A 21,832-nucleotide genomic window follows, 5' to 3' on the forward strand; every position below is an offset into this window, starting at 1 on the left:
CCTTGACGTGGCGCAGTCGGGGTAGGACCGTGGGGCCCTATGAGGGGCGAACCCAGTTGCCCGAAGTGCGGTGGCCGGGTCAGGGCTCCCGGACTCTTCAGCGATTCCTGGCAGTGCGATGTCCACGGGACGGTGCATCCGCTGCAGCCCGTGATCCCGCCCAGCGTCGAGGCCCTCGGTGTGGTGGTGCACCGCACGCAGGTGCCGGTGTGGATGCCCTGGCCGCTGCCGGTGGGCTGGCTGTTCACGGGCGTGGCCAGCGCCGGTGACGACCGCGCCGGCGGCCGCGCCACGGCCGTGGCCTGTTCCGGCCCCGCCCCGCTGGGGGGCATGGGGGAGCTGATCCTGGTCGCCGAGGAGCTCGGCGTCGGCCTCGGCGCGCGGTACGCGGGCGTCGACGGCCCGGACCCCGGCCCGTACCTGGACGTGGAGAAACCGCCGGACGCCAAGGTCCTGGCCGGCGGCCGGCCGACCCCGCTGTGGCATGTCTCCGGCACTCCGGACGACCGCGCCGTCTTCGCGGGGGAGGCGCGCGGGCTGTGGCTGTGGGCGGTGGTGTGGCCCGAACAGTCGGGCCTGCTCATGTACGACGAACTCGTGCTGGCCGACCTGCGGGACGCGGGGGCCGAGGTCGAACTGGTCCCGTGCGGGGCGCTGTCACCCCGGCTGCTTCAGCCCTGAGGGGCGACGCGGTGGGGCCGAGGGGGTCCCGGCAAGGCTGTCCGGCGGGGCTGAGGGGGTGGTCCGGTGAGGCTGCTGGGCGATTCCGTGGGGCTGTCCGGCGGGCCTGAGAGGTGGTCCGGCGGGGGCGATGCGGTCGTACGGAGATCGTCCGGAGCCCATGGCTGTGCAGCGGCGCGTGTGGGGCGCGTGTAGGGGGTGCACCGCCCCGGCGGGTGTGACAGGGCACCCCCGTTCTCCCGTTATCCTTGGGTGTCCCCTTCCGTCCCGTCACCGTCTGGAGTCCGCGTCGTGCGCATCGACCTGCACACCCACTCCACGGCTTCCGACGGCACGGACACCCCGTCCGAGCTGGTGCGTCACGCCGCCGCGGCCGGACTGGACGTCGTCGCGCTGACCGACCACGACACCACCCGCGGCCACGCCGAGGCGATCGCCGCGCTGCCCGAGGGGCTCACCCTCGTCACCGGCGCCGAGCTCTCCTGCCGTCTCGACGGCGTCAGCATGCACCTGCTGGCTTACCTCTTCGACCCCGAGGAGCCCGCCCTGCTCGCCGAGCGCGAGCTGGTCCGGGACGACCGGGTGCCGCGGGCCAAGGGCATGATCGCCAGGCTGAACGCGCTGGGCGTGCCGGTGACCTGGGAGCAGGTCGCGCGCATCGCCGGCGAGGGCTCGGTCGGCCGGCCGCACGTCGCCTCCGCGCTCGTCGAACTGGGCGTCGTGCCGAGCGTGGACGAGGCCTTCACCGAGCAGTGGCTCGCCGACGGCGGCCGGGCCTACGTGGCGAAGCACGAGACGGACCCCTTCGAGGCGATCCGGCTGGTCAAGGGCGCCGGCGGGGTCTGCGTCTTCGCGCACCCGGCGGCCGTCAAGCGAGGCCGTACGGTGCCGGAGTCGGCGATCGCCGAGCTGGCCGCCGCCGGGCTCGACGGCATCGAGGTCGACCACATGGACCACGACCTCGACACCAGGGCGCGGCTGCGCGGCCTGGCCAAGGAGCTGGGCCTCCTCGCGACCGGCTCCAGCGACTACCACGGCAGCCGGAAGACCGTCGCGCTCGGTGAGTTCACGACGGACCCCGAGGTGTACGGGGAGATCACCCGGCGGGCGACGGGAGCGTTCCCGGTGCCCGGGGCCGGCGGGGCCTGACCCCGCACGCCGTCGCCGCCCTTCTCACCCCTCTCCTTCTTCCTCCCTTCCGTAGTCCCGTACCTCGGTGCGTCCGTACGCCCGTGCGTCCGTAGCGCCGTACTTCTTGAGCAAGGCCCTTCCACACCCATGTTCGACATCGCCGTCTTCGGCTCCCTCTTCCTGACCCTCTTCGTGATCATGGATCCCCCCGGGATCACCCCGATCTTCCTGGCGCTGACGGCGGGCCGCCCCGCCAAGGTGCAGAAGCGGATGGCCTTCCAGGCCGTCTGCGTGGCCGGCGGTGTCATCGCCGTGTTCGGCGTGCTCGGCCACCAGATCCTGGACTACCTGCACGTCTCCGTGCCGGCGCTGATGATCGCCGGCGGGCTGCTGCTCCTGCTGATCGCGCTCGACCTCCTCACCGGCAAGACCGACGAGCCGCAGCAGACCAAGGACGTCAACGTCGCGCTCGTCCCGCTGGGGATGCCGCTGCTGGCCGGGCCCGGCGCGATCGTGTCCGTCATCCTCGCCGTGCAGAAGGCGGACACCGTGGCCACCCAGGTCTCGGTGTGGTCGGCGATCGTCGCCATCCACGTCGTGCTCTGGCTGGTGATGCGCTACTCGCTGCTGATCATCCGGGTGATCAAGGACGGCGGCGTGGTCCTGGTGACGCGGCTCGCGGGCATGATGCTCTCCGCCATCGCCGTGCAGCAGATCATCAACGGGATCATGCAGGTGATCAAGGGCGCCTGAGCCCCCGGACGCGCGAAACCCCCGTACGGCATCGGTGCCGTACGGGGGTTTCGAAGCTTTCGCGGTGCGTGATCCGCGTCTGGTGCGCGACCGTGGTTCTCGTCCGGTGTGCGGCCGCGGTCTCGGCTGTTACGAGGCGGCGGTCTCGGCCGGCCGGATCCACAGTCGCTGTCCGATGGCGGCGGCCTGCTGAACGATCCGGTTGACGGAGGCGGCGTCCACGACGGTGCTGTCCACGGTGGTGCCGTCGACCTCGTCGAGGCGCATGATCTCGAAGCGCACGGCTTCTCCCTTCGTCTGGTCATCCTCCTGAGGAGAATTACTGAGTGGCTGGCGCACGGGGCGGCAGTGCCCCCTGCTCCGTACGTATTCAACGGGCTGCGTGTTACAAACATTCCCTACGCTAAAGAAATTTTTCGAACGCCTAATTACCGACCGGTAGGAAGCGGCGCGGGACCGACCGGGACCAGTTGTGTCCGCTGTGTGACCGCCGGGACAATGGAGGCGATGAACGACGACCTCGCGGCGCTGTCCGGCCGCATCGAGCACACGAACGAGCTGCTGGAACGCATGCTCGCCGAGGTGGCGAAGACGCCCTCGACCCACGCGATCTTCGTGGACGCCGGGTATCTGTACGCGGCCGCGGGCCGGCTGGTGGCGGGGACGGAGGACCGTCGCGCCTTCGACCTGGACGCCGAGGGGCTGATCGACGCGCTCATCGACAAGGCGCGCACGATCTTCGCGGACAGCCGCCTGCTGCGCGTCTACTGGTACGACGGCGCCCGGCGCCGCATCCACACCGCCGAGCAGCAGACGATCGCCGAGCTGCCGGACGTCAAGGTCCGCCTCGGCAACCTCAACGCCAACAACCAGCAGAAGGGCGTCGACTCCCTCATCCGCTCGGACCTGGAGTCCCTCGCCCGGCACCGCGCCATCAGCGACGCCGCGCTGCTCGGCGGCGACGAGGACCTCGTCTCGGCGGTCGAGGCGGCGCAGGGCTACGGCGCCCGGGTCCACCTATGGGGCATCGAGGCACCCGAGGGCCGCAACCAGGCTGAGCCGCTGCTGTGGGAGGTCGACAGCCAGCGCACCTTCGACCTCGACTTCTTCAAGCCCTACGTGTCACGGCGTACCGCGGCCACCTACGAGACCGCCGGTGCGGTCCGGCCCGCCCGCGAGGACGTCCGCTTCGTGGGTGCGCAGATCGCGGCGAAGTGGCTGGCGGCACGGGGCCGTGGAGCGCTGGTGGACCTGCTGCCCGGCCACCCCTACCTGCCGGGTTCCGTCGACCAGGACCTGCTGGTGGAGGCCGAGGGCATGCTCCAGTACTCCCTGCGCGGCCAGTCGGACCTGCGGCGCGCCCTGCGGGACGGCTTCTGGGAGCACCTGCAGGGGCAGTACTGAGGCAGGCACGGCACCGGAAGAGGCCTCGCGGGCTCGCGGTTTTGGTACGGGTCCGGCGGTCTGGCCGGCGGTCGGGAGCGGCGTCAGGAGCCGGAGTGACGGACGGCCGTGTCCCAGAAGTCGGCGAGGGCGTGGGCGGTGGGGAGCGGCCGGTCGCAGTTGGGGGAGTGTTCGGCCCCCTCGACGACCGTGCGCCGCGCCCGCAGCCGTACGGCCATCTCGTCGAGGAGCGGCACCGGCCAGGTGTCGTCGCGCGACCCGGACAGCACGTGGAACGGCAGGGGGAGGGCGGAGAGTTCGGCGACCCGGTCCGGCTCGACGCACAACTGACGCCCCGTGGCGAGTAGCTGCGCCGGCTTGTTGCCCAGCCAGCGGCGGCGCAGGTCGTGCCGGTCGTCGAGACCGGCGTCGAGTTCGGCGCCGGTGTCGGTCTCCTCCGGAGGCTCCATCGCCTGGATGGCCTCCCACACCACGTCCATCGACATCACGCCGAGCGCGTCCCGCAGCAGCTTCACGCGCTGCTGCTGGGCGACGGAGATCTGCGCCGGGCCCGAGGCCACGAGGGTGAGCGAGACGAAGGGGGAGTGGTCGAGAAGCGCGGCCGCGCGGGCGATCTGCCCGCCGAGGGAGTGCCCCAGCAGGTGCAGGGCCGTGCCGAGCGCGGCGGCCTGCGCGAGCACGTCCCGCGCGAGTTCCTCCTGCGCGTACGCGGACTCGTCGTCCACGGGCCCGTCCGACTCGAACTGCCCGCGCCCGTCCACGGCCACCGTCCGGTACCCGCGCGCCGCGAGCGGCTCGTGCAGCGGGTTGAAGTCCTCCTTGCTCCCGGTGAACCCGGGCAGCAGCAGCACGGTCCCCCTCGGCTCGACCCCGGCCTCGGCCGGCGCGTCGACCACGGCGAACTCACCCCGCGCCGTGCGCAGACGGTAGGCCCGCGCACCGGACGGCGGAACAAAGCTGGGAGGCCTGCTCATGAGCCGAGGTTAACCGGCCCGGGGGGTGAGAGGGGCGGCGGGTCGGTCCGGCGGCGGTGGGGGCGGGTGCGGCACACGGCGTGGAGGACCCTTGCTGCGGGGTGCGCGGTGGAGCCCGTGCGCCCGGGTCCTCGGGGCGCGGGGGCGTCTTGTGCGGTGGGGGTTCCGGGAGCTTGGCGACAATCAGGGTGGGGCCGGGGTGTACCACTGCCCTGGTCGGCGTCCGCCGCCGTCCGGTGCCGTGCTCGGCGGCCTCTCGTGCGGTGGGGCGAGACCAGGAACTGGTACGCCGGAGGGGGCGAGGCGCGGCCTCGCGCCGTGGGCGCGCCGGGGTGCCGGAGTCGCGCGGGCGGCTCCTGGGCGTGCGCGGTGTGCCGGAGGCGTGGGCGTGCCCTGTTCAGTGCGCCGTGCTTCTGGTGCCGGGACAGCCCAACGGCCCGGCTCCACGAGGTGTGGGTCCGGGCCGTTCGAACGGGCGGGTGCTGGATCAGGCCTCGGTGGGCTCCACCGTGGCCGCCGTCTTGCGGGTCCTGCGTGCCGTGGGCTTCGCCTCCGCCGTCTCCGTGGCAGCCGCCTCGGCGGGCTCGGCGGCCTTGCGCGTCCTGCGGCGCGGCTTGGCCTCCGGCTCACCGGTGGTCTGCGCCGGGATGTCGGCGGTGGCGGTCTCGGCGACCGCCTTGCGGGTGCGGCGGCGCGGCTTGGCCTCGGCCTCCCCGGCCGTGTCGGCGACGGCCTCCGGGGCGGCGGCGGCCTTGCGGGTGCGGCGCGGCTTGGCCGCCACGGCCTCCGCCGTGTCCAGCGCGGCCTCGGCCGCCTCGGCCGCCTCGGCGGTCTTGCGCGTCCTGCGGCGCGGCTTGGCCTCCGCCTCCTCGGCCGGGACCGGAGCCTCCGCCGCGGCGGCCGTGGCCTTCCGCGTACGGCGCGGCTTGGCCGGGGTGCCCTCCGCCGTGTCGGCGGCGACCTCGGCGGCGGCCGTGGCCTTGCGGGTGCGGCGCGGCTTGGCCGCGGTTCCGTCCGTGGTCACCGCCTCCGCGACGCCCGTCGCGTCCACGGCGGCCGGAGCCTCGGCCGCCTGGGCCGTCTTGCGCGTACGCCGACGCGGCGCGGCCTCGGCGGAGTCCCCCGTGGCCGGAGCGCTGCCGTCCGGGCCCTCGGTGGTCTGCGCCGGGATGTCGGCGGTGGCGGTCTCGGCGACCGCCTTGCGGGTGCGGCGGCGCGGCTTGGCCTCCGTCTGCTCGACGGTGCCCTCGGCCGTGTCCAGCGCGGTCTCGGCGGCAGCCGCCGCCTTCTTGCGGGTGCGGCGCGGCTTCTGCTCCGCCGCCGCCTCCGCCGAGCCCTGGGCCGCGGCGAGCGCGGCCCGGGCCGCGTCGGCGGTCTGGAAGGTCCCGGTGGTCTCCTCGCGGATGCGGCGACGCGGCCGGGAAGCGGCCGGCTCCGCGACCTCCGGAGCCAGGACGGTCTCCGGCACCTCGACGGGACCGGCGGTCTCGACCGCCACCGCCGTCGCGGTCGCCGAAGCCGCCGGCTCGGCCGACTTGCGGGTACGGCGGCGGCGCGGCTTCGTCGAGGTCGCGGCGGTGTCGAGGGCCTGGCTCTCCGCCGTCGCCACGGCGTGCCGCGCCGGCTCGGCGGCCTGCGCGGGCTCCGCGCTCCGGGACGCGACGGCGGTCTCGACCGGCGCGCCGGCCGTCGACTCCGACCCCGCCTCCGAGGTCACCGGCTGCGCCGGCACCCCGCCGCGCATGCGCCGACGGCGGCGCGGCGTGCGGGCCTCGCCGTCCTGCGGCGCGGCGGTCCCACCTGCCGCCGGCGTGTTGCCCTCCACCGGCGCCCCGCCGGGCGCCGAGTCCACCGGCGCACCACTGCGCGTACGGCGCCGGCTGCGCGGCGTACGCGCGGGGCGCTCGCGCTCCGCGGAACGGGACTCGTCCCGCCCGCCGCGGCCGCCCCGTTCACCGCGACCGCGGCCGCCGGTCTCGCCGAGGTCCTCCAGTTCCTCCGCGTCCAGCCCGGCGCGCGTGCGCTCCGAGCGCGGCAGGACACCCTTGGTGCCCTCGGGGATGCCGAGGTCGCTGAAGAGGTGCGGCGAGGTGGAGTAGGTCTCCGCCGGGTCGCTGAGGCCGAGCTCCAGCGCCTTGTTGATCAGCTGCCAGCGCGGGATGTCGTCCCAGTCGACCAGCGTGATCGCCGTACCCTTGGCGCCCGCGCGGCCGGTACGGCCGATGCGGTGCAGGTACGTCTTCTCCTCTTCCGGCGACTGGTAGTTGATGACGTGGGTGACGCCCTCGACGTCGATGCCGCGGGCGGCGACGTCGGTACAGACGAGGACGTCGACCTTGCCGTTGCGGAAGGCGCGCAGCGCCTGCTCGCGGGCGCCCTGGCCGAGGTCGCCGTGGACCGCGCCGGAGGCGAAGCCGCGGCGCTGGAGCTGCTCGGCGATGTCGGCGGCCGTACGCTTCGTACGGCAGAAGATCATCGCCAGCCCGCGGCCCTCGGCCTGCAGGATGCGCGCGACCATCTCCGGCTTGTCCATGGAGTGCGCGCGGTAGACGAACTGCTTGGTGTTCGCGACCGTGGCGCCCTCGTCGTCCGGCGCGGTGGCGCGGATGTGCGTGGGCTGCGACATGTAGCGGCGGGCCAGACCGATCACCGCGCCCGGCATGGTCGCCGAGAACAGCATGGTCTGGCGCTTGACCGGCAGCATGTTGATGATCTTCTCGACGTCGGGCAGGAAGCCCAGGTCGAGCATCTCGTCGGCCTCGTCCAGGACCAGGCACTTGACGTGCTTGAGGTTCAGCTTCTTCTGGCCGGCCAGGTCCAGCAGGCGGCCCGGGGTGCCGACGACCACGTCGACGCCCTTCTTCAGGGTCTCCACCTGGGGCTCGTAGGCGCGGCCGCCGTAGATCGCGGTGACGCGCACGTTGCGTACCTTGCCCGCGGTCAGCAGGTCGTTGGTGACCTGGGTGCACAGCTCGCGCGTGGGGACCACGACGAGCGCCTGCGGGGCGTCGGTGAGGGCCTCGGGCCTGGCGCGGCCCGCCTCGACGTCGGCGGGGACGGTGACGCGCTCGAGGAGCGGAAGGCCGAAACCGAGCGTCTTGCCGGTGCCGGTCTTGGCCTGGCCGATGACGTCCGTACCCGAGAGGGCGACGGGGAGGGTCATCTCCTGGATGGGGAAGGGGGTGACGATGCCGACGGCCTCAAGCGCTTCGGCCGTCTCGGGGAGGATTCCGAGCTCTCGGAAAGTCGTAGTCAGGGTGCTGCCTCTTCTGTGTGCGCGGTGCGAGGCGAGCGCGGGGGTCGTGTCTGACCGTGCCTGGGGGACGTCGGCTGCCATTACGGGCGGACCGTAAGGGCACGGGACCACTGCCGACGCTCTAGCGCTCGTACCGCTTGGAGGTCCCTCCGGTCGTCGTACGCACTGTGGCGTACGGCCAGGGAGGGCTGTCGGGTCGGAGCCGATCGGGCCACCGACCGGGCATCCTCATGCGTGCGGCCTGTCGAGGTACGTCGAAGTACCAGCAGGCGCATTACCACCATACCCCGGAATCGCGCACACGCGATGGCCGATTTGGTCACGTAGTCGTCGTCACACTGGTTGACCAGGTCCGTCCGTGACGCGGTGAGCGGGCTATTGTGCGCTTCATGACGAGCTCTGACAAGCCTGACCACTCCTCCGACGCACCCGAAGGCCGCACCGGGATCGCCGCCCAGGACTGGGCGACGGCCTCCGCCGACCCGCAGTACCGCGCCGCGGTCGTGGACCTGCTCGGCGCGCTCGCGTACGGCGAGCTGGCGGCGTTCGAGCGGCTCGCGGAGGACGCCAAGCTGGCGCCCACGCTCGCGGACAAGGCCGAGCTGGCGAAGATGGCCTCGGCCGAGTTCCACCACTTCGAGCGGCTGCGCGACCGGCTCACCGGGATCGGCGAGGAGCCGACCCGCGCGATGGAGCCGTTCGTGGCCGCGCTCGACGGCTTCCACAAGCAGACGGCCCCCTCGGACTGGCTGGAGGGCCTGGTCAAGGCCTACGTCGGCGACTCGATCGCCAGCGACTTCTACCGGGAGGTCGCCGCCCGCCTCGACTCCGACTCGCGCGAGCTGGTCCTCGGCGTCCTGGACGACACCGGCCACGCCGGCTTCGCGGTGGAGAAGGTGCGCGCGGCCATCGACGCGGACCCGCGCGTGGGCGGACGGCTCGCGCTGTGGGCGCGGCGATTGATGGGCGAGGCCCTGTCGCAGTCGCAGCGGGTCGTGGCCGACCGGGACGCGCTGTCCACGATGCTCGTCGGCGGTGTCGCGGACGGCTTCGACCTGGCCGAGGTCGGCCGGATGTTCACCCGCATCACGGAGGCGCACACCAAGCGGATGGCCGCGCTGGGGCTGGCCGCCTGACGCTCGGCGGAGACCGCTTCACCCCGCGGGGACCGTCACCTGCGGGAGTCCTTTCGGTGGACGCGCCGGCGTCTGCGCCGGTTCAGGCCGGGGCGGACCGCCGGCGCAGTCTTCCCGCGGGGCGGAGCAGCAGGGAGAGGGAGGCGGCCGATACGACGGCCGCGCCGAGGAGGCTCGGCAGGACGCTGTCGGTGCCGAGCGCGCTGTGCGTGACGAAGTCGCCGAAGAGGGCGCCCGCGACACCGGTGGAGAGCACCAGCGGGCGGGACGGCAGGCGGTGGGACAGCCGGTGGAACGCGGCCCATCCGAGCAGCAGACCGAGCACGGCGGAGCCGAACGCTTCCAAGAACATGACGGGTCCCTCCCGAGCGGACGGCCGGTGCCTGACGGTCGTAGCCGGTCATACCCCTGACCTGCGGAAGGCAACCCTCGCCCGTGGGCTGTTCGTGTCTCGCCCGTGAAGCAGGGGCGCAGCCGCACGGACGGCACACGGGAGAGGGGCCCCGCGGCCTGAAAACCGCCGGACCCCTCTCCCTGTTCGCCGCGTGTCGCGGCTCCGCGTCGCTCCGCTGGACTACAGCGCGCCGAAGCCCACCTTGCGCGGGGCCGGCTCCCCGATCTCGACATACGCGAGCCGGTCGGCCGGGACCAGGATCTTGCGGCCGTGCTCGTCCACGAGGGTCAGCAGCTGGGACTTCCCGGCCAGGGCCTCGGCCACCGCCCGCTCGACCTCCTCGGCACTCTGACCGCTCTCCAGAACGATCTCGCGAGGCGCGTGCTGCACGCCGATCTTGACCTCCACGGCTATGTCCCTCCGACGGTCAGTGAAGTGCGCGACCTTCCGCGCCGTACCCAGCACACATTAGCCCGGTGAGGGGACGGACACGCTCCGCCGAAGAACGCCAGGAGCGAACAGCGGACGGGAACAGACCGACGGGGCCGAAGGGAAAAGACCGACGGGGACGAAGCGCCGCCCGCACGACCCGGCGCGGCGACGGGCGCGGCGGCCGGACCTGAACCCGGACCGGGGCCCGGGCTCAGGGTCCGGGCTCGGCCCGGCGGGTCGGCACTCGGGGCCCGGTCGCCCCGGGCCCGAGCCCAGGGCCCGGACTCAGTGGGACTGGTCGGTGCCGTGCAGCGGGAAGCCCGCGATACCGCGCCACGCCAGGGACGTGAGCAGCTGGACCGCCTGGTCGCGCGGGACGCTGCGGTCGCTGTGCAGCCAGGAGCGGGCCACCACCTGGGCGAGTCCGCCGAGGCCGGAGGCGAGCAGCATCGACTCCGCGCGGGACAGGCCGGTGTCCTCGGCGATGACGTCGCAGATCGCCTCGGCGCACTCGTTCGTGACCTTGTCGACGCGCTCGCGCACCGCGGGCTCGTTCGTCAGGTCCGACTCGAAGACCAGCCGGAAGGCCCCGCCGTCGTCCTCGACGTACGCGAAGTACGCGTCCATCGTGGCCCGCACGCGCTGCTTGTTGTCGGTCGTCGACGCCAGCGCGTGGCGCACGGACTGGATGAGCGACTCGCAGTGCTGGTCCAGCAGCGCCAGGTAGAGGTCGAGCTTGCCCGGGAAGTGCTGGTAGAGGACCGGCTTGCTGACGCCGGCGCGCTCGGCGATGTCGTCCATCGCGGCGGCGTGGTAGCCCTGTGCCACGAATACTTCCTGGGCGGCGCCCAGCAGCTGGTTCCGTCGGGCACGGCGCGGCAGGCGCGTACCCCTCGGGCGTGCCGCCTCTGTCTGCTCGATGGCTGTCACGCCGCCTCCCAAAATCGTCCACATGCGGTGTGCGCCGCGTCGCCATCGTACTTTTCGGTAACCCTGCTGCGCGCGGTGCGAGCGCAGAATTTCACGGAGCGGACAACGGCGAAAGCATCGTGGAACGTATCAATCGCTTTCGGAGCGGGCAAAGTGTGCGCGGTGCCTACTCAGCACGTCAGCGGTAGTCGTCCTCGTCGAGGGAGACGGCCCGCTTCTGCTCGATGACGTCGGCCTCGTTCGCCCGGTCCGCCTCCACCTCCGTGAGGGGCTCGTCGCCCTCCGGTGTGACCTCCGCGTGCTGCTCCACGGCGTCGCCCTCCGCGGCCTCCGCGTCGATCTCCGTGGCACCCTCGTCCTCGAACGTCTCGGGTTCGGTGGGGTCGAATGTCATGCCGGGCTCCCTTCCTACGGTTGTCCCTGGAAGATGCAGGGGCCACATACGGGTGCCCTGTGTACGAGCGTAGGAGACACCCGATCCGGACGCTATGCGATCCGTGGCCGCGGAGGTGCGCCATCCGCGCAAGCACACGCGTGACATCTGTGACGGCGAACACATGAACCACTACGTGATCGTCTCGTAACATTGCCGCATGTCTTCGACCGAGCTGCCCTCCGTGCCGGCCGCCAACGTCCTTCCCAGGGTGGCGCCCGTGAGGGTCGAGGAGGGCGAGCGGCTGCGGTCGGTCGGGCTGCCGGGGGTCACGCTGTCGGTCCGGTCACGGCCACCCGCGCGGGAGGGCCTGCCCCCCGCGCTCTACGTCCACGGGCTCGGCGGTTCCTCGCAGAACTGGTCGGCGCTGATGGCGCTGCTCGACCACGTCGTCGACGGCGAGGCGCTCGACCTGCCCGGCTTCGGCGACTCCCCGCCGCCGGACGACGGCGACTACTCCGTCTCCGGGCACGCGCGCGCGGTCATCCGCCACCTCGACGCGTCCGGGCGCGGGCCCGTCCACCTGTTCGGCAACTCGCTCGGCGGTGCCGTCTCGACGCGGGTCGCCGCGCTACGGCCCGACCTCGTCCGTACGCTCACCCTCGTGTCGCCCGCCCTGCCCGAACTCCGCATCCAGCGCTCCGCCGTGCCCACCGGGCTGCTGGGGGTCCCCGGCGTGGCCGCGGTCTTCAACCGGCTGACCCGGGAGTGGACGGCCGAGCAGCGGGTCCGCGGGGTCATGGCGCTCTGCTACGGCGATCCCGGGAGGGTGACGCCGGAGGGATTCCGCAACGCCGTGGAGGAGATGGAGCGGCGACTGCAACTGCCGTACTTCTGGGACGCGATGGCGCGTTCCGCGCGCGGGATCGTCAACGCGTACACCCTGGGCGGTCAGCACGGGCTGTGGCGCCAGGCCGAACGGGTCCTCGCGCCGACCCTGTTGATCTACGGCGGCCGGGACCAGCTCGTCGGCTTCCGCATGGCCCAGCGGGCGGCCCGCGCCTTCCGTGACTCCCGGCTGGTCACGCTGCCGGACGCCGGGCACGTGGCGATGATGGAGTACCCGGACACCGTCGCGGCCGCGTTCGGTGAACTGCTCGCCGCGACGGGGGAGTTGGGCCACCGTACGGCGAAGGCCGTGGCGGACGGCGCGGCGGAGAGCATGGCGACCGGCGTGGCGAGAGGTGTGCCCGTCGACGCGACCGCCGGTGCCGATGCCGCCGGCCCGGAGGACGCCGGTGGGGATTCCCCCGGCGCGGACCGCGCGATCGGCGCGGACGACGCGGGTACGGAGGGCTGAGGGCCAGGTGGGACGCCACAGCCGACGCGGAAACGCCCCCAAGGGCGGCACCGCGGAGACAACCGCAGAACGGGCCGATCGGGACGGCCGCACGGCCCGGGACGGCGGCGGCGACGACCGCGCCGAGCCCGACGGCCGGCCGGGCCCGGGGGCGAGTCCCGCAGTGGTGCCGGGGGTTCGGCAGATTCAGGGTGCCGTGCCGGCGGGGGCCCGGCAGGGCGCCGTGCCGCCGCAGGGACCGCGGCCCGGACGCGGGCCCGCACCGGGGCAGACCTATGCGGCGCCCCGGCTTCCCGACGGCACACCCGCTCGCGGTGTTCCGCGGCTTCCCGACGGCACGCCTGCTCGTGGCGTCCCGCGGCTGCCCGACGGCACACCCGCGCGGGGTGTTCCCCAGGCTCGTGGCGGGCATCCCGAGCAGCGGGAGGCCGGGGGCGGCTGGGGCGAGTTGCGGGAGCGCGACCGAGGCGGACGCGGGGGTCCCGGCGCCGGGGCCGCTACGAGTTCCGGTGTCGGAACCGGCGCCTTCCTGCCCCGGCAGCGCCAGGCGCCGCCGAACGGCCCCCGCCAGGCCTACATCGACGCCTTCGACGAAGTCGACGTTTTCGCCCCCCGTTTCCGCGGCAACGCGCATCCCGTGGAAACCGTGAACTCAGCCGACGCGTACGCCCCTCCGACCGGGCGGGAGGTCCAAGTCGCGCCGCGCGACGGCGCCGCATCGCCCACGGGCGAGCCCGAGCAGGCCAAGGGGACCAAGGGGCGGACGTTCACCGGCATCGCGGCGGCCGCGGTCACCACCGTGCTCGCCGTGGTCGTCGCCGGACAGGTCACCGAAGGCCACGCGGGCACCGGAGTCCGGTCGCAGTCCGCCTCCGACGGGAACGGCGCCCGCGCCGCCGGGGGCGCGGACGCCCCGGCCGCCCCGTCCGTCGCGCCGGAGGCGGCGGCGCTGACGTACGACCAGAAGATGGGCACGAAGTACCCGCTCAGCCCCTCCTTCGCGGGCTCGGGCGCGTTCGACGCGGTCCCGGGCGGGGCCGAGGCGCCCGGCGCGGGGCAGAAGTACACCTACCGGGTGGACGTGGAGCGGGGGCTGGGTCTCGACGGACAGCTCTTCGCCGACGCCGTGCAGAAGACCCTGAACGACGACCGCAGTTGGGCGCACCACGGCGCCCGCACCTTCGAGCGCGTCTCCTCCGGCAAACCCGACTTCGTGATCACGCTGGCCAGCCCCGGCACCACCGCCAAGTGGTGCGCCAAGTCCGGTCTGGACACCACCGAGGACAACGTCTCGTGCGACTCGGCCTCCACCGAGCGCGTGATGATCAACGCCTACCGGTGGGCGCAGGGCTCGGCGACCTACGGGGACAAGATCCACGCGTACCGGCAAATGCTGATCAACCACGAGGTGGGGCACCGGCTCGGGCACGGCCATGTCTCCTGCGGCAAGAACGGCGCGCTGGCGCCGGTGATGCAGCAGCAGACGAAGTTCCTGGACCACGACGGAATCCACTGCCTGCCCAACCCCTGGCCCTATCCCACGAGTTGACGGGCGGCTCTACGGTGCGGCCGGACGGGGACTGCCGGAGCGCGTGAGGCTCGAAGGGGCGCATCGGGGCCGGGGTGCATCGGGGCCGCCGCCCGCACGAGTTCAGCGGTAGAAAGCGCCGGCGCGTGGGCCTCGCGCCCGGTCGGCGCGGTGTACGAATCGCCGCGGGCGCGCACACCCGGCGGATCCTGGCCGCCGTACCGGCCCTCGATCCCGAGGTCGCCTGCCGGCGGCGGGCCGCGCGGCGGGAACCGGTGAATGCGTCTGACGCTTTGTGATCGACTGGTCTCCTAGCGCGACGGAACGTCAACCGCCAGGGAAAGTTACGACCGTTCACCCCTTTTGGTGGCGCGACGGACAACCGTCCGTCGCGCCACCGCCCTGTCCGCATACCTTCTTCCCGCTGCGAGCCGCCGGTGCGACGGCGGCTCCCCACGCCGGGAGAGATCGGAGGTGTACGCGTGCGCATCGGACTGGTGACACAGGGTGGTTACCCGTATGTGAGCGGTGACGCCGGACTGTGGTGCGAGCGGCTCGTGCGCGGGCTCGCTCAGCACGAGTTCGACGTCTACGCGCTCAGCCGCAGCCGGCAGCAGGAGGACGAGGGCTGGGTCGCGCTGCCGCCGCAGGTCGTCGGGGTCCGGACCGCGTCCGGCTGGACGACCGACGACGACGGTGTGGGGTACGGGCGCCGCGCGCGCCGGCGCTTCGCCGAGTGCTACGGCGAGCTGGCAGCCGTCCTGTCCACCGCCACCGCCGTCGGCGGGCCGGGGGCCACCGCGTCCGCCACCGGCGACGACGCACTCGGCGCGGCCGTCCACGGCGGCGGCCCGGAGGACGAGGCGGACCGTTTCGCCAGTGCGCTGTACGGGCTCGCCGAACTCGCCCGCGAGGAGGGCGGACTGGCGGGCGCCCTCCGCTCGGAGGCCGCCGTCCGCGCGCTGGAGAACGCCTGTCGTGCGCCCGGCGCACAGCGCGCGGCGCGCGAGGCCCGCGTACCGGACCTGCTCGCGGTCGCCGCGCATCTGGAACGCGCCCTGCGCCCCCTCTCCCTCGACTGGTACGAGGACGACGGCCTCGGTGCGGCCGACGTCTGCCACACCGCGGCCGGCGGCACGGCGGCCCTGCCCGGACTGCTCGCCCGCCACTTCCGCGGTGTCCCACTGCTGGTCACCGAGTACGGCGTGCAGGTGCGTTCGCACTACCTGGCGGCGTGCGCCGACGGCACCGCGCCCGCCGTGCGCGCCCTGCTCGCCGGCTTCCACCGCAGGCTCGCCGCCGAGGTCTACCGGCAGGCCGCCGTCGTCACCCACGGCAACGCGCACGCCCGCCGCTGGCAGGAGCGCTGCGGCGCCGACCGCACCAGGCTGCGCACGGTCCACCCCGGCATGGACGCCGCCCCCTTCGCCGAGGCCGGCGAGTCGCCCGAGGCCGCCGATCCGCTCACGCTGGTGTGGTCCGGCCGGGTCGAGCCCGCCAAGGACCTGGTGTCCTTGCTGCACGCCTTCGCGGAGGTGCGCAAGGAGCAGCCGAGGGCGCGCCTGCGGATCGTGGGCGCGGCGGCCGGTCCGGAGGGGGCCGCCTACCTGGGCCACTGCCGGGCGCTGGCCGCCCAGCTCTTCCCCGACGAGGCCGAGGGACCGCACACCGTCGGCGACAACCCCGTCTCCTTCGAGGAGATCGGCGGCCCGGAGGCCCCGACGCAGGCCGCCGTGTACGCCTCGGCCGCCGTGGTCGTCCTGTCGAGCGTCGTCGAGGGCTTCCCGGTCGGCCTCGTCGAGTCCATGTTCTGCGGCCGGGCGACGGTCTCCACGGACGCCGGCGCGGTCGTGGAGGTCATCGGCGGCACGGGACTCGTCGTCCCCCCGCGCAATCCGCGGGCGCTCGCCGAGGCGTGCGTGACGCTGCTGCGCGACCCCGAGCGCCGTGCGCGCCTGGGTGCGGCCGCCCGCGCCCGCGCGCTCGAACTGTTCACCGTCGAGCAGAACATCGCGGCATTTCACGGCATTTACCTGGAGATCGTCTCGCACAACCCGGTGCGGCACGTCCTCCTCGACGACAGCGGCGACCCCCTGCCGTTCGCCGCCCCGGCCGAGGCCCATGTGCCCGGCCACTGGACCGGCCCCACCGCCCCCGTGGCGGCCCAGGACGGCCCCGTCGCGGCCCAGCACGGCCCCGGACGGCCGGGCGGCGCACCGACGCGGCCCACCGTCCCGGCCCCGGCAACGCCCCCGGCGCCGAGCGTGCGGGAGGCCGTCCGATGAGCGGCGCGGGCAGACCGGACCACCCCGGCACCCCCACCAGCCCCGGCGCCTGGGACGCGCGGTCGCTGCGATGGCTCGACGAGACGGAGCCACGGCCGGGCGACGACGACCCCGGCGCGCCCCACGACACGGCATCGGCATGCACCGCACCGGCGCGCACGGCCTCCGACCGCGGCGCGCCCGCGGCGGCGGGCGCCGTGGGCGCCGCGGGGGCGGTCACCGCCGTCCGGCGCGGTGCCGCCGACCCCGTCAAGACACTGATGCACCGGCACCGCGAACTGTGCGAGCGGGCCGTCGACCCCCTGGAGATCGCCGCCGGTCTGGAGGCGCACGGCGTCACCGACCGGACCGCCGCCCGCTTCCGCCACCGGGACGTCTTCTCGCTCGCCGAGGAGATGTACGCGCGCGTCGCCCGCGACGGAGAGGAACCCCCACGCCCGGAGCCCGCCGCGGAACCCGGGGCGGGCATCGGCCGGGTCCTGCTCGGCCTGCTGCCCGGCGCACTGTGCGCGGCGGCCCTCACCGGGCTGCGCCTCACCGAGGGCCGCACGCGTCCGGTCGTGGCCGCGGCCGGCGTCCTGGCCGTGGCCCTCGCCCTGCGCGCCGCGCTGCGCCGGGGCCCGCTGAGCACTCCGCGGCGCACCGGCGGCAGCGGGCCGGGCGGCCCGCACACGCCCGGCACGCGCGCCTGGACCTGCTGGCTCGTGGCCTACGCCCTGCTCGGCGACGGCCTCCTCGCGGTGGCCCTGGAAGGCGGCCCCGACGGACTGCCCGACGGCACCGCGGGCGGCCCCTGGCCCATGACCGCCGCGCCCGTGCTCGCCCTCACCCTGGCCTGCGCCCCGGCCCTCTGGACCGCCCGGATCTTCGCCGCCCGCGCCCGGCGCAAGCTCTCGGCCAGCCGCGGCCTGGAGGAGTTCGCCACCTCCGTACGGCCCCTGCTACTCGGCACCTTCGGCCTGTTCCTCTGCGCCCTCGCGGCCCTGCTCGCCGCGAGCGGCGCGGCCCTGGGCGAGTCCGCCGGCTACGCCCAGGCCCTCACCCTGGGCGCCCTGCTGCTGCTCGCCCGCCTCCTCGCGGCGCACGGCGTCACCCGCGCCCCCGCCGCCGCCCTCGCCGTCGCGGCCACGGTCGAGGCCACCGCCCTCGCCACCGTCTTCGCCGCCCGCCTCCCCGGCTGCGACGTCCTGGCCGTCCCGGTCCACAGCCTGGTGGCCGCCCTCGGCCCCGGCAGCATCCCGGCGCTGGCCTGCGGAGCCGTGGCCGTCGCCCTGCTCGTGCACGCGACGCACGCACTGACCCGGGCCTCGGCCCACGCGGGAGCGGAGGGCCGGCCGTGACGGGCACACGGCCGGCCCCGCGCACCCGCGGCCGCCCACGGCACGCCCCCGACGGGCCCCGGGCGGCGCCCGTACCCGCCGGGCGCAAGCCGCAGGCAGAAGCCGGCCTCCGGGCCGGCCGCGGGCACCGGCCCCACCGCCGGAGCCAACCGCACCACCCCCTGAAGGAGAAGACCAGATGACCACCTCCCGATCCGGATCATCCGGAGCATCCGGAGCCACCGGAGCGCACACCCCGGGAGCCGCCCGATGAGGGTTCTGCTGATCGGGGCCAACGGGTACCTCGGCCGTTTCGTCGCCGACCGCCTGCTCGCCGACCCGGCCGTCCAGCTCACCGCCCTCGGCCGCGGCGACGACGCCGATGTCCGCTTCGACCTCGCCACGGGCAGTCCCGGCGCGCTCACCCGTTTCCTCGACGCGGTCCACCCCGGGGTCGTCGTCAACTGCGCGGGCGCCACCCGGGGCGGCGCCCGCGAACTCACCCGGCACAACACCGTCGCCGTCGCCACCGTCTGCGAGGCCCTGCGCCGCAGCGGCTGCGGCGCCCGGCTGGTGCAGATCGGGTGCAGCTCCGAGTACGGCCCGAGCCAGCCCGGCTCCTCCACCGCCGAGGACGCCGTGCCCCGCCCCGGCGGCCCGTACGGCGTCAGCAAGCTCGCCGCCACCGAGCTGGTCCTCGGCTCCGGCCTGGACGCCGTGGTGCTCCGCGTCTTCTCGCCCGCCGGACCGGGCACCCCCGCGGGCTCCCCGCTCGGCCGCCTGGCCGAGGCCATGCGCCGCGCCATGCAGTCCGGCGACGGCGAGCTCAAGCTCGGCGGACTGGGCGTCCAGCGCGACTTCGTCGACGTCCGTGACGTGGCCCGCGCCGTACACGCCGCCTCGCTGTCCGCCGCGCAGGGCGTCATCAACATCGGCTCCGGCCGCGCCGTCCGGCTCCGCGACGCCGCCGCGGTCCTCGCCAGAGTGGCCGGATACGGCGGCGCCCTGCACGAGCTCGACGGCCCGCCCGGCGCCCACCTCAGGCCCGGCATCGGCCACCCGCGCCCCGACTCGGACCACCCGGCCCCGGTCGCGTACCCGTACCCCGACGGCTGCGGGAGCTGGCAGCAGGCCGACGTGCGCACCGCGCGCGACCGGCTCGGCTGGCGCCCCCGGATCAACCTCGAAGAATCCCTCGCCGACATCTGGATGGAGGCGGCATGTCGTATCTGATCAGCACTCCACCTGGCACTCCACCTGGCACTCCACCTGGCACTCCACCTGGCACTCCACCGGGCACTCCACCGGGCACTCCACCGGGCACCGGCGTCCGCACCGGCCTGGGCGTGCCCGGCTGCGCCCACCCCCTGCTCGCCCCGGCCGAGTGGGGCGAGCTGTCCCGGCCCGGCACGCCCCTGCACTGGGTCGTCCTCAACGTCGCCGACGGCCCCGGCGCCCGCCCCGACCCGCACTGCCTGGAGGCGGCCGGGCGCCTGCGCAACGGGGGCGTGCGCGTCCTCGGCCATCTCGACGCCGCGCGCGGGGCCCGGCCCTTCACCGAACTGATCGCGGACGCACAGCGGTACCTCGAGTGGTACCAGGTCGACGGCTTCCTGCTGGACCGCTGCCCGACCGACCGCACCGCCCTGCCCGGGACGCGCCGCGCGGTCGCCACGCTCCGCGCGCTGTGTGACGACCCCCACATCGTGCTCGGCCACGGCACCCACCCCCACCCCGGCTACGCCGAGCACGCCGACCAGCTGGTCACCTTCTCCGGCTCCTGGAGCGACTACCGCTGGTCACAGGTGGCCGAGTGGACCGCCGACCATCCGCCCGAGCGCTTCTGCCACTTCGTGCACGGCGTCCCGCGCGGGCATCTGGAGGAGGCACTGAGGATCGCCCGCTGGCAGGGCGCGGCGACCATCTGGTTCACCGAGCGCACGGCCCGCGGCGCCCACGACGACCCCTGGGAGACCATGCCCGGCTACTGGGACGAAATCGTCTCGCGGGTCGGAACGGGTGTCTCGGAATGAAAAAGGCCGTGGCAGTGTTACGTGGAGACCAACCGTAATGACTGACCGACCAACGGAGTCCCCGTGTCGCTGCCACCCCTGGTCGAGCCGGCCCCCGAGCTCACCGTAGACGAGGTCCGCAGGTACTCCCGCCACCTGATCATCCCCGACGTCGGGATGGACGGGCAGAAGCGGCTGAAGAACGCCAAGGTGCTGTGTGTGGGCGCCGGCGGCCTGGGCTCGCCGGCGCTGATGTACCTGGCCGCCGCGGGCGTGGGCACGCTCGGCATCGTGGAGTTCGACGAGGTCGACGAGTCGAACCTGCAGCGCCAGATCATCCACAGCCAGTCCGACATCGGCCGTTCCAAGGCCGAGTCCGCCCGCGACTCGGTCAAGGGCATCAACCCGTACGTGAACGTGGTCCTTCACGAGGAGCGGCTCGAGGCCGACAACGTGATGGACATCTTCAGCCAGTACGACCTGATCGTCGACGGCACGGACAACTTCGCGACCCGCTACCTGGTCAACGACGCGTGCGTGCTGCTCGACAAGCCGTACGTGTGGGGTTCGATCTACCGCTTCGACGGCCAGGCGTCCGTCTTCTGGTCCGAGCACGGCCCCTGCTACCGCTGCCTCTACCCGGAGCCCCCGCCCCCCGGCATGGTTCCCTCCTGCGCCGAGGGCGGCGTCCTGGGCGTGCTGTGCGCGTCCATCGGCTCCATCCAGGTCAACGAGGCGATCAAGCTGCTCGCGGGCATCGGCGAGCCGCTGGTCGGCCGCCTGATGATCTACGACGCCCTGGAGATGCAGTACCGCCAGGTCAAGGTCCGCAAGGACCCGAACTGCGCGGTCTGCGGCGAGAACCCGACCGTCACCGAGCTCATCGACTACGAGGCCTTCTGCGGCGTCGTCTCCGAGGAGGCCCAGGCGGCGGCAGCCGACTCGACGATCACTCCCAAGCAGCTCAAGGAGTGGATCGACGAGGGCGAGAGCATCGACATCATCGACGTCCGCGAGCCGAACGAGTACGAGATCGTCTCCATCCCGGGCGCCCGCCTGATCCCGAAGAACGAGTTCCTCATGGGCACCGCCCTGGAGAACCTGCGGCAGGACCGCAAGATCGTCCTGCACTGCAAGACGGGTGTCCGCAGTGCGGAAGTCCTCGCCGTCCTGAAGTCCGCCGGCTTCGCCGACGCCGTCCACGTCGGCGGCGGCGTCATCGGCTGGGTCAACCAGATCGAACCGCACAAGCCGGTCTACTGACACCGCTCCCGCCGCCCGGCGGGACAGCAGAAGCCCACGGCTCCGACCTCGTCGGATGCCGTGGGCTTCTGTCATGGTCGGTCGGCGTCGGGCGACCTCGCACGGACATCCGAAGTGCCGTCTCTGAGCCGGGGAAGAGCCGTCGTGGACTGTCGTCATCGGTTGCCCTCGGACGGCCCACGGACGGCCCAGTGCCGGCTGTCCCCGAGCTGGGGGGCTGACCCCGGCTGTGGTCGACGCTCGGCCTTGGCCGGGGTCGGAGTCCGCCCAGGCGTAGGGCAGTTAGGAGATTGTCCGAACGAGCATCCAGGCTGCGACAATCAGAAAGATCCCTCCGACGACGCGCGTCATGGTGTACCCGGCCTGCGTGGGCTCAGTGGCGTCGTAGTCCTTCACGAAGGGCCGCTGGAGTGGCCGGTTCACTCTCCACAGCAACTGCGGCTTGATCACCTGAATCAGGCCTATGACCATGAAGACACACAGCAGTACGACGATCATCGGTCTCTCCCCACCCTGTGCGCTCACCAGTGGAGGCAGCGCTGGCATCGCCTCTACCCCCAGCGCGCTCCATCAGACGCCTCTGATTCCAGAGCTCCCTCTC

At 73.7% G+C, this 21,832-nt stretch carries 20 protein-coding genes; 12 read left to right on the plus strand and 8 right to left on the minus strand.

The features are described 5' to 3' along the window. The first annotated feature begins 39 nt into the window (after positions 1 to 39). From ACIPM1_RS04945 to ACIPM1_RS04955, 3 genes are all read left to right on the plus strand, one after another. On the plus strand, positions 40 to 681 hold the full coding sequence (locus ACIPM1_RS04945; protein WP_402428999.1) for a DUF6758 family protein: 642 nt from the start codon (positions 40 to 42) through the stop codon (positions 679 to 681). 291 nt (positions 682 to 972) lie between these two features. Next, positions 973 to 1,830: a PHP domain-containing protein gene (locus ACIPM1_RS04950; protein ID WP_402429002.1), complete on the plus strand. Its 858-nt coding sequence runs from the start codon at positions 973 to 975 to the stop codon at positions 1,828 to 1,830. A gap of 129 nt (positions 1,831 to 1,959) precedes the next feature. After that, the gene (locus ACIPM1_RS04955) at positions 1,960 to 2,565 is read left to right on the plus strand and encodes a MarC family protein (protein ID WP_402429005.1); all 606 of its coding nucleotides are present in this window, start codon (positions 1,960 to 1,962) and stop codon (positions 2,563 to 2,565) included. Between the two features lie 129 nt (positions 2,566 to 2,694). Here ACIPM1_RS04955 and ACIPM1_RS04960 read toward each other — a convergent pair whose 3' ends face one another. Next, complete coding sequence (locus ACIPM1_RS04960; RefSeq protein WP_356185829.1) at positions 2,695 to 2,847, minus strand: hypothetical protein; 153 nt, start codon at positions 2,845 to 2,847, stop codon at positions 2,695 to 2,697. A 216-nt stretch (positions 2,848 to 3,063) separates the two neighbouring features. Here ACIPM1_RS04960 and ACIPM1_RS04965 point away from each other — a divergent pair, with 216 nt between their 5' ends. Then, a complete protein-coding gene (locus ACIPM1_RS04965; RefSeq protein WP_356186129.1) occupies positions 3,064 to 3,969 on the plus strand; it encodes an NYN domain-containing protein in 906 nt (301 codons plus the stop codon). Between the two features lie 83 nt (positions 3,970 to 4,052). Here ACIPM1_RS04965 and ACIPM1_RS04970 read toward each other — a convergent pair whose 3' ends face one another. Further along, positions 4,053 to 4,943, minus strand: a complete 891-nt coding sequence (locus tag ACIPM1_RS04970; RefSeq protein WP_402429008.1) for an alpha/beta fold hydrolase — start codon at positions 4,941 to 4,943, stop codon at positions 4,053 to 4,055. Positions 4,944 to 5,430: 487 nt separating this feature from the next. Continuing rightward, the gene (locus ACIPM1_RS04975) at positions 5,431 to 8,106 is read right to left on the minus strand and encodes a DEAD/DEAH box helicase (RefSeq protein WP_402429011.1); all 2,676 of its coding nucleotides are present in this window, start codon (positions 8,104 to 8,106) and stop codon (positions 5,431 to 5,433) included. A 482-nt stretch (positions 8,107 to 8,588) separates the two neighbouring features. Between ACIPM1_RS04975 and ACIPM1_RS04980 the strand changes: the two genes are divergently transcribed. Then, positions 8,589 to 9,335: a ferritin-like fold-containing protein gene (locus ACIPM1_RS04980; RefSeq protein WP_402429014.1), complete on the plus strand. Its 747-nt coding sequence runs from the start codon at positions 8,589 to 8,591 to the stop codon at positions 9,333 to 9,335. Between the two features lie 82 nt (positions 9,336 to 9,417). On the opposite strand, the gene ACIPM1_RS04985 is transcribed toward ACIPM1_RS04980, so the two are convergent. The 4 genes from ACIPM1_RS04985 to ACIPM1_RS05000 all read right to left on the minus strand — a co-directional run bounded on the left by ACIPM1_RS04985 (position 9,418) and on the right by ACIPM1_RS05000 (position 11,485). Further along, positions 9,418 to 9,687, minus strand: coding sequence for a hypothetical protein (locus tag ACIPM1_RS04985; RefSeq protein WP_402429017.1), 270 nt, complete (start codon positions 9,685 to 9,687; stop codon positions 9,418 to 9,420). Positions 9,688 to 9,909: 222 nt separating this feature from the next. Next, positions 9,910 to 10,137, minus strand: coding sequence for a DUF3107 domain-containing protein (locus tag ACIPM1_RS04990; protein ID WP_356185843.1), 228 nt, complete (start codon positions 10,135 to 10,137; stop codon positions 9,910 to 9,912). A 309-nt stretch (positions 10,138 to 10,446) separates the two neighbouring features. After that, complete coding sequence (locus ACIPM1_RS04995) at positions 10,447 to 11,091, minus strand: TetR/AcrR family transcriptional regulator (RefSeq protein WP_356185846.1); 645 nt, start codon at positions 11,089 to 11,091, stop codon at positions 10,447 to 10,449. Positions 11,092 to 11,269: 178 nt separating this feature from the next. Then, positions 11,270 to 11,485, minus strand: coding sequence for a hypothetical protein (locus ACIPM1_RS05000; RefSeq protein ID WP_402429020.1), 216 nt, complete (start codon positions 11,483 to 11,485; stop codon positions 11,270 to 11,272). A 199-nt stretch (positions 11,486 to 11,684) separates the two neighbouring features. Between ACIPM1_RS05000 and ACIPM1_RS05005 the strand changes: the two genes are divergently transcribed. The 7 genes from ACIPM1_RS05005 (at position 11,685) to moeZ (ending at position 21,231) form a co-directional block, all read left to right on the plus strand. Continuing rightward, on the plus strand, positions 11,685 to 12,824 hold the full coding sequence (locus ACIPM1_RS05005) for an alpha/beta fold hydrolase (protein ID WP_402429023.1): 1,140 nt from the start codon (positions 11,685 to 11,687) through the stop codon (positions 12,822 to 12,824). Positions 12,825 to 12,831: 7 nt separating this feature from the next. Further along, on the plus strand, positions 12,832 to 14,373 hold the full coding sequence (locus ACIPM1_RS05010) for a DUF3152 domain-containing protein (RefSeq protein WP_402429026.1): 1,542 nt from the start codon (positions 12,832 to 12,834) through the stop codon (positions 14,371 to 14,373). 461 nt (positions 14,374 to 14,834) lie between these two features. Further along, a complete protein-coding gene (locus tag ACIPM1_RS05015; protein WP_402429029.1) occupies positions 14,835 to 16,637 on the plus strand; it encodes a DUF3492 domain-containing protein in 1,803 nt (600 codons plus the stop codon). Then, positions 16,634 to 17,977 (plus strand): hypothetical protein, encoded by a 1,344-nt coding sequence (locus ACIPM1_RS05020; protein ID WP_402429032.1) that lies wholly within the window; start codon positions 16,634 to 16,636, stop codon positions 17,975 to 17,977. Before ACIPM1_RS05015 ends, ACIPM1_RS05020 begins: the two co-directional genes overlap by 4 nt. Positions 17,978 to 18,226: 249 nt before the next feature. After that, on the plus strand, positions 18,227 to 19,189 hold the full coding sequence (locus ACIPM1_RS05025; protein ID WP_356185861.1) for an NAD-dependent epimerase/dehydratase family protein: 963 nt from the start codon (positions 18,227 to 18,229) through the stop codon (positions 19,187 to 19,189). A 113-nt stretch (positions 19,190 to 19,302) separates the two neighbouring features. Next, positions 19,303 to 19,989, plus strand: a complete 687-nt coding sequence (locus ACIPM1_RS05030) for a spherulation-specific family 4 protein (protein WP_402429036.1) — start codon at positions 19,303 to 19,305, stop codon at positions 19,987 to 19,989. A gap of 63 nt (positions 19,990 to 20,052) precedes the next feature. Further along, positions 20,053 to 21,231, plus strand: a complete 1,179-nt coding sequence (moeZ, locus tag ACIPM1_RS05035) for an adenylyltransferase/sulfurtransferase MoeZ (RefSeq protein ID WP_356185867.1) — start codon at positions 20,053 to 20,055, stop codon at positions 21,229 to 21,231. A 282-nt stretch (positions 21,232 to 21,513) separates the two neighbouring features. Here the strand turns inward: moeZ and ACIPM1_RS05040 are convergent, their stop codons facing one another. Beyond that, on the minus strand, positions 21,514 to 21,729 hold the full coding sequence (locus ACIPM1_RS05040; protein WP_402429039.1) for a DUF6199 family natural product biosynthesis protein: 216 nt from the start codon (positions 21,727 to 21,729) through the stop codon (positions 21,514 to 21,516). Between the last annotated feature and the right edge of the window lie 103 nt (positions 21,730 to 21,832).

Source organism: Streptomyces sp. NPDC086766 (assembly GCF_044746005.1).
Classification (GTDB): domain Bacteria; phylum Actinomycetota; class Actinomycetes; order Streptomycetales; family Streptomycetaceae; genus Streptomyces.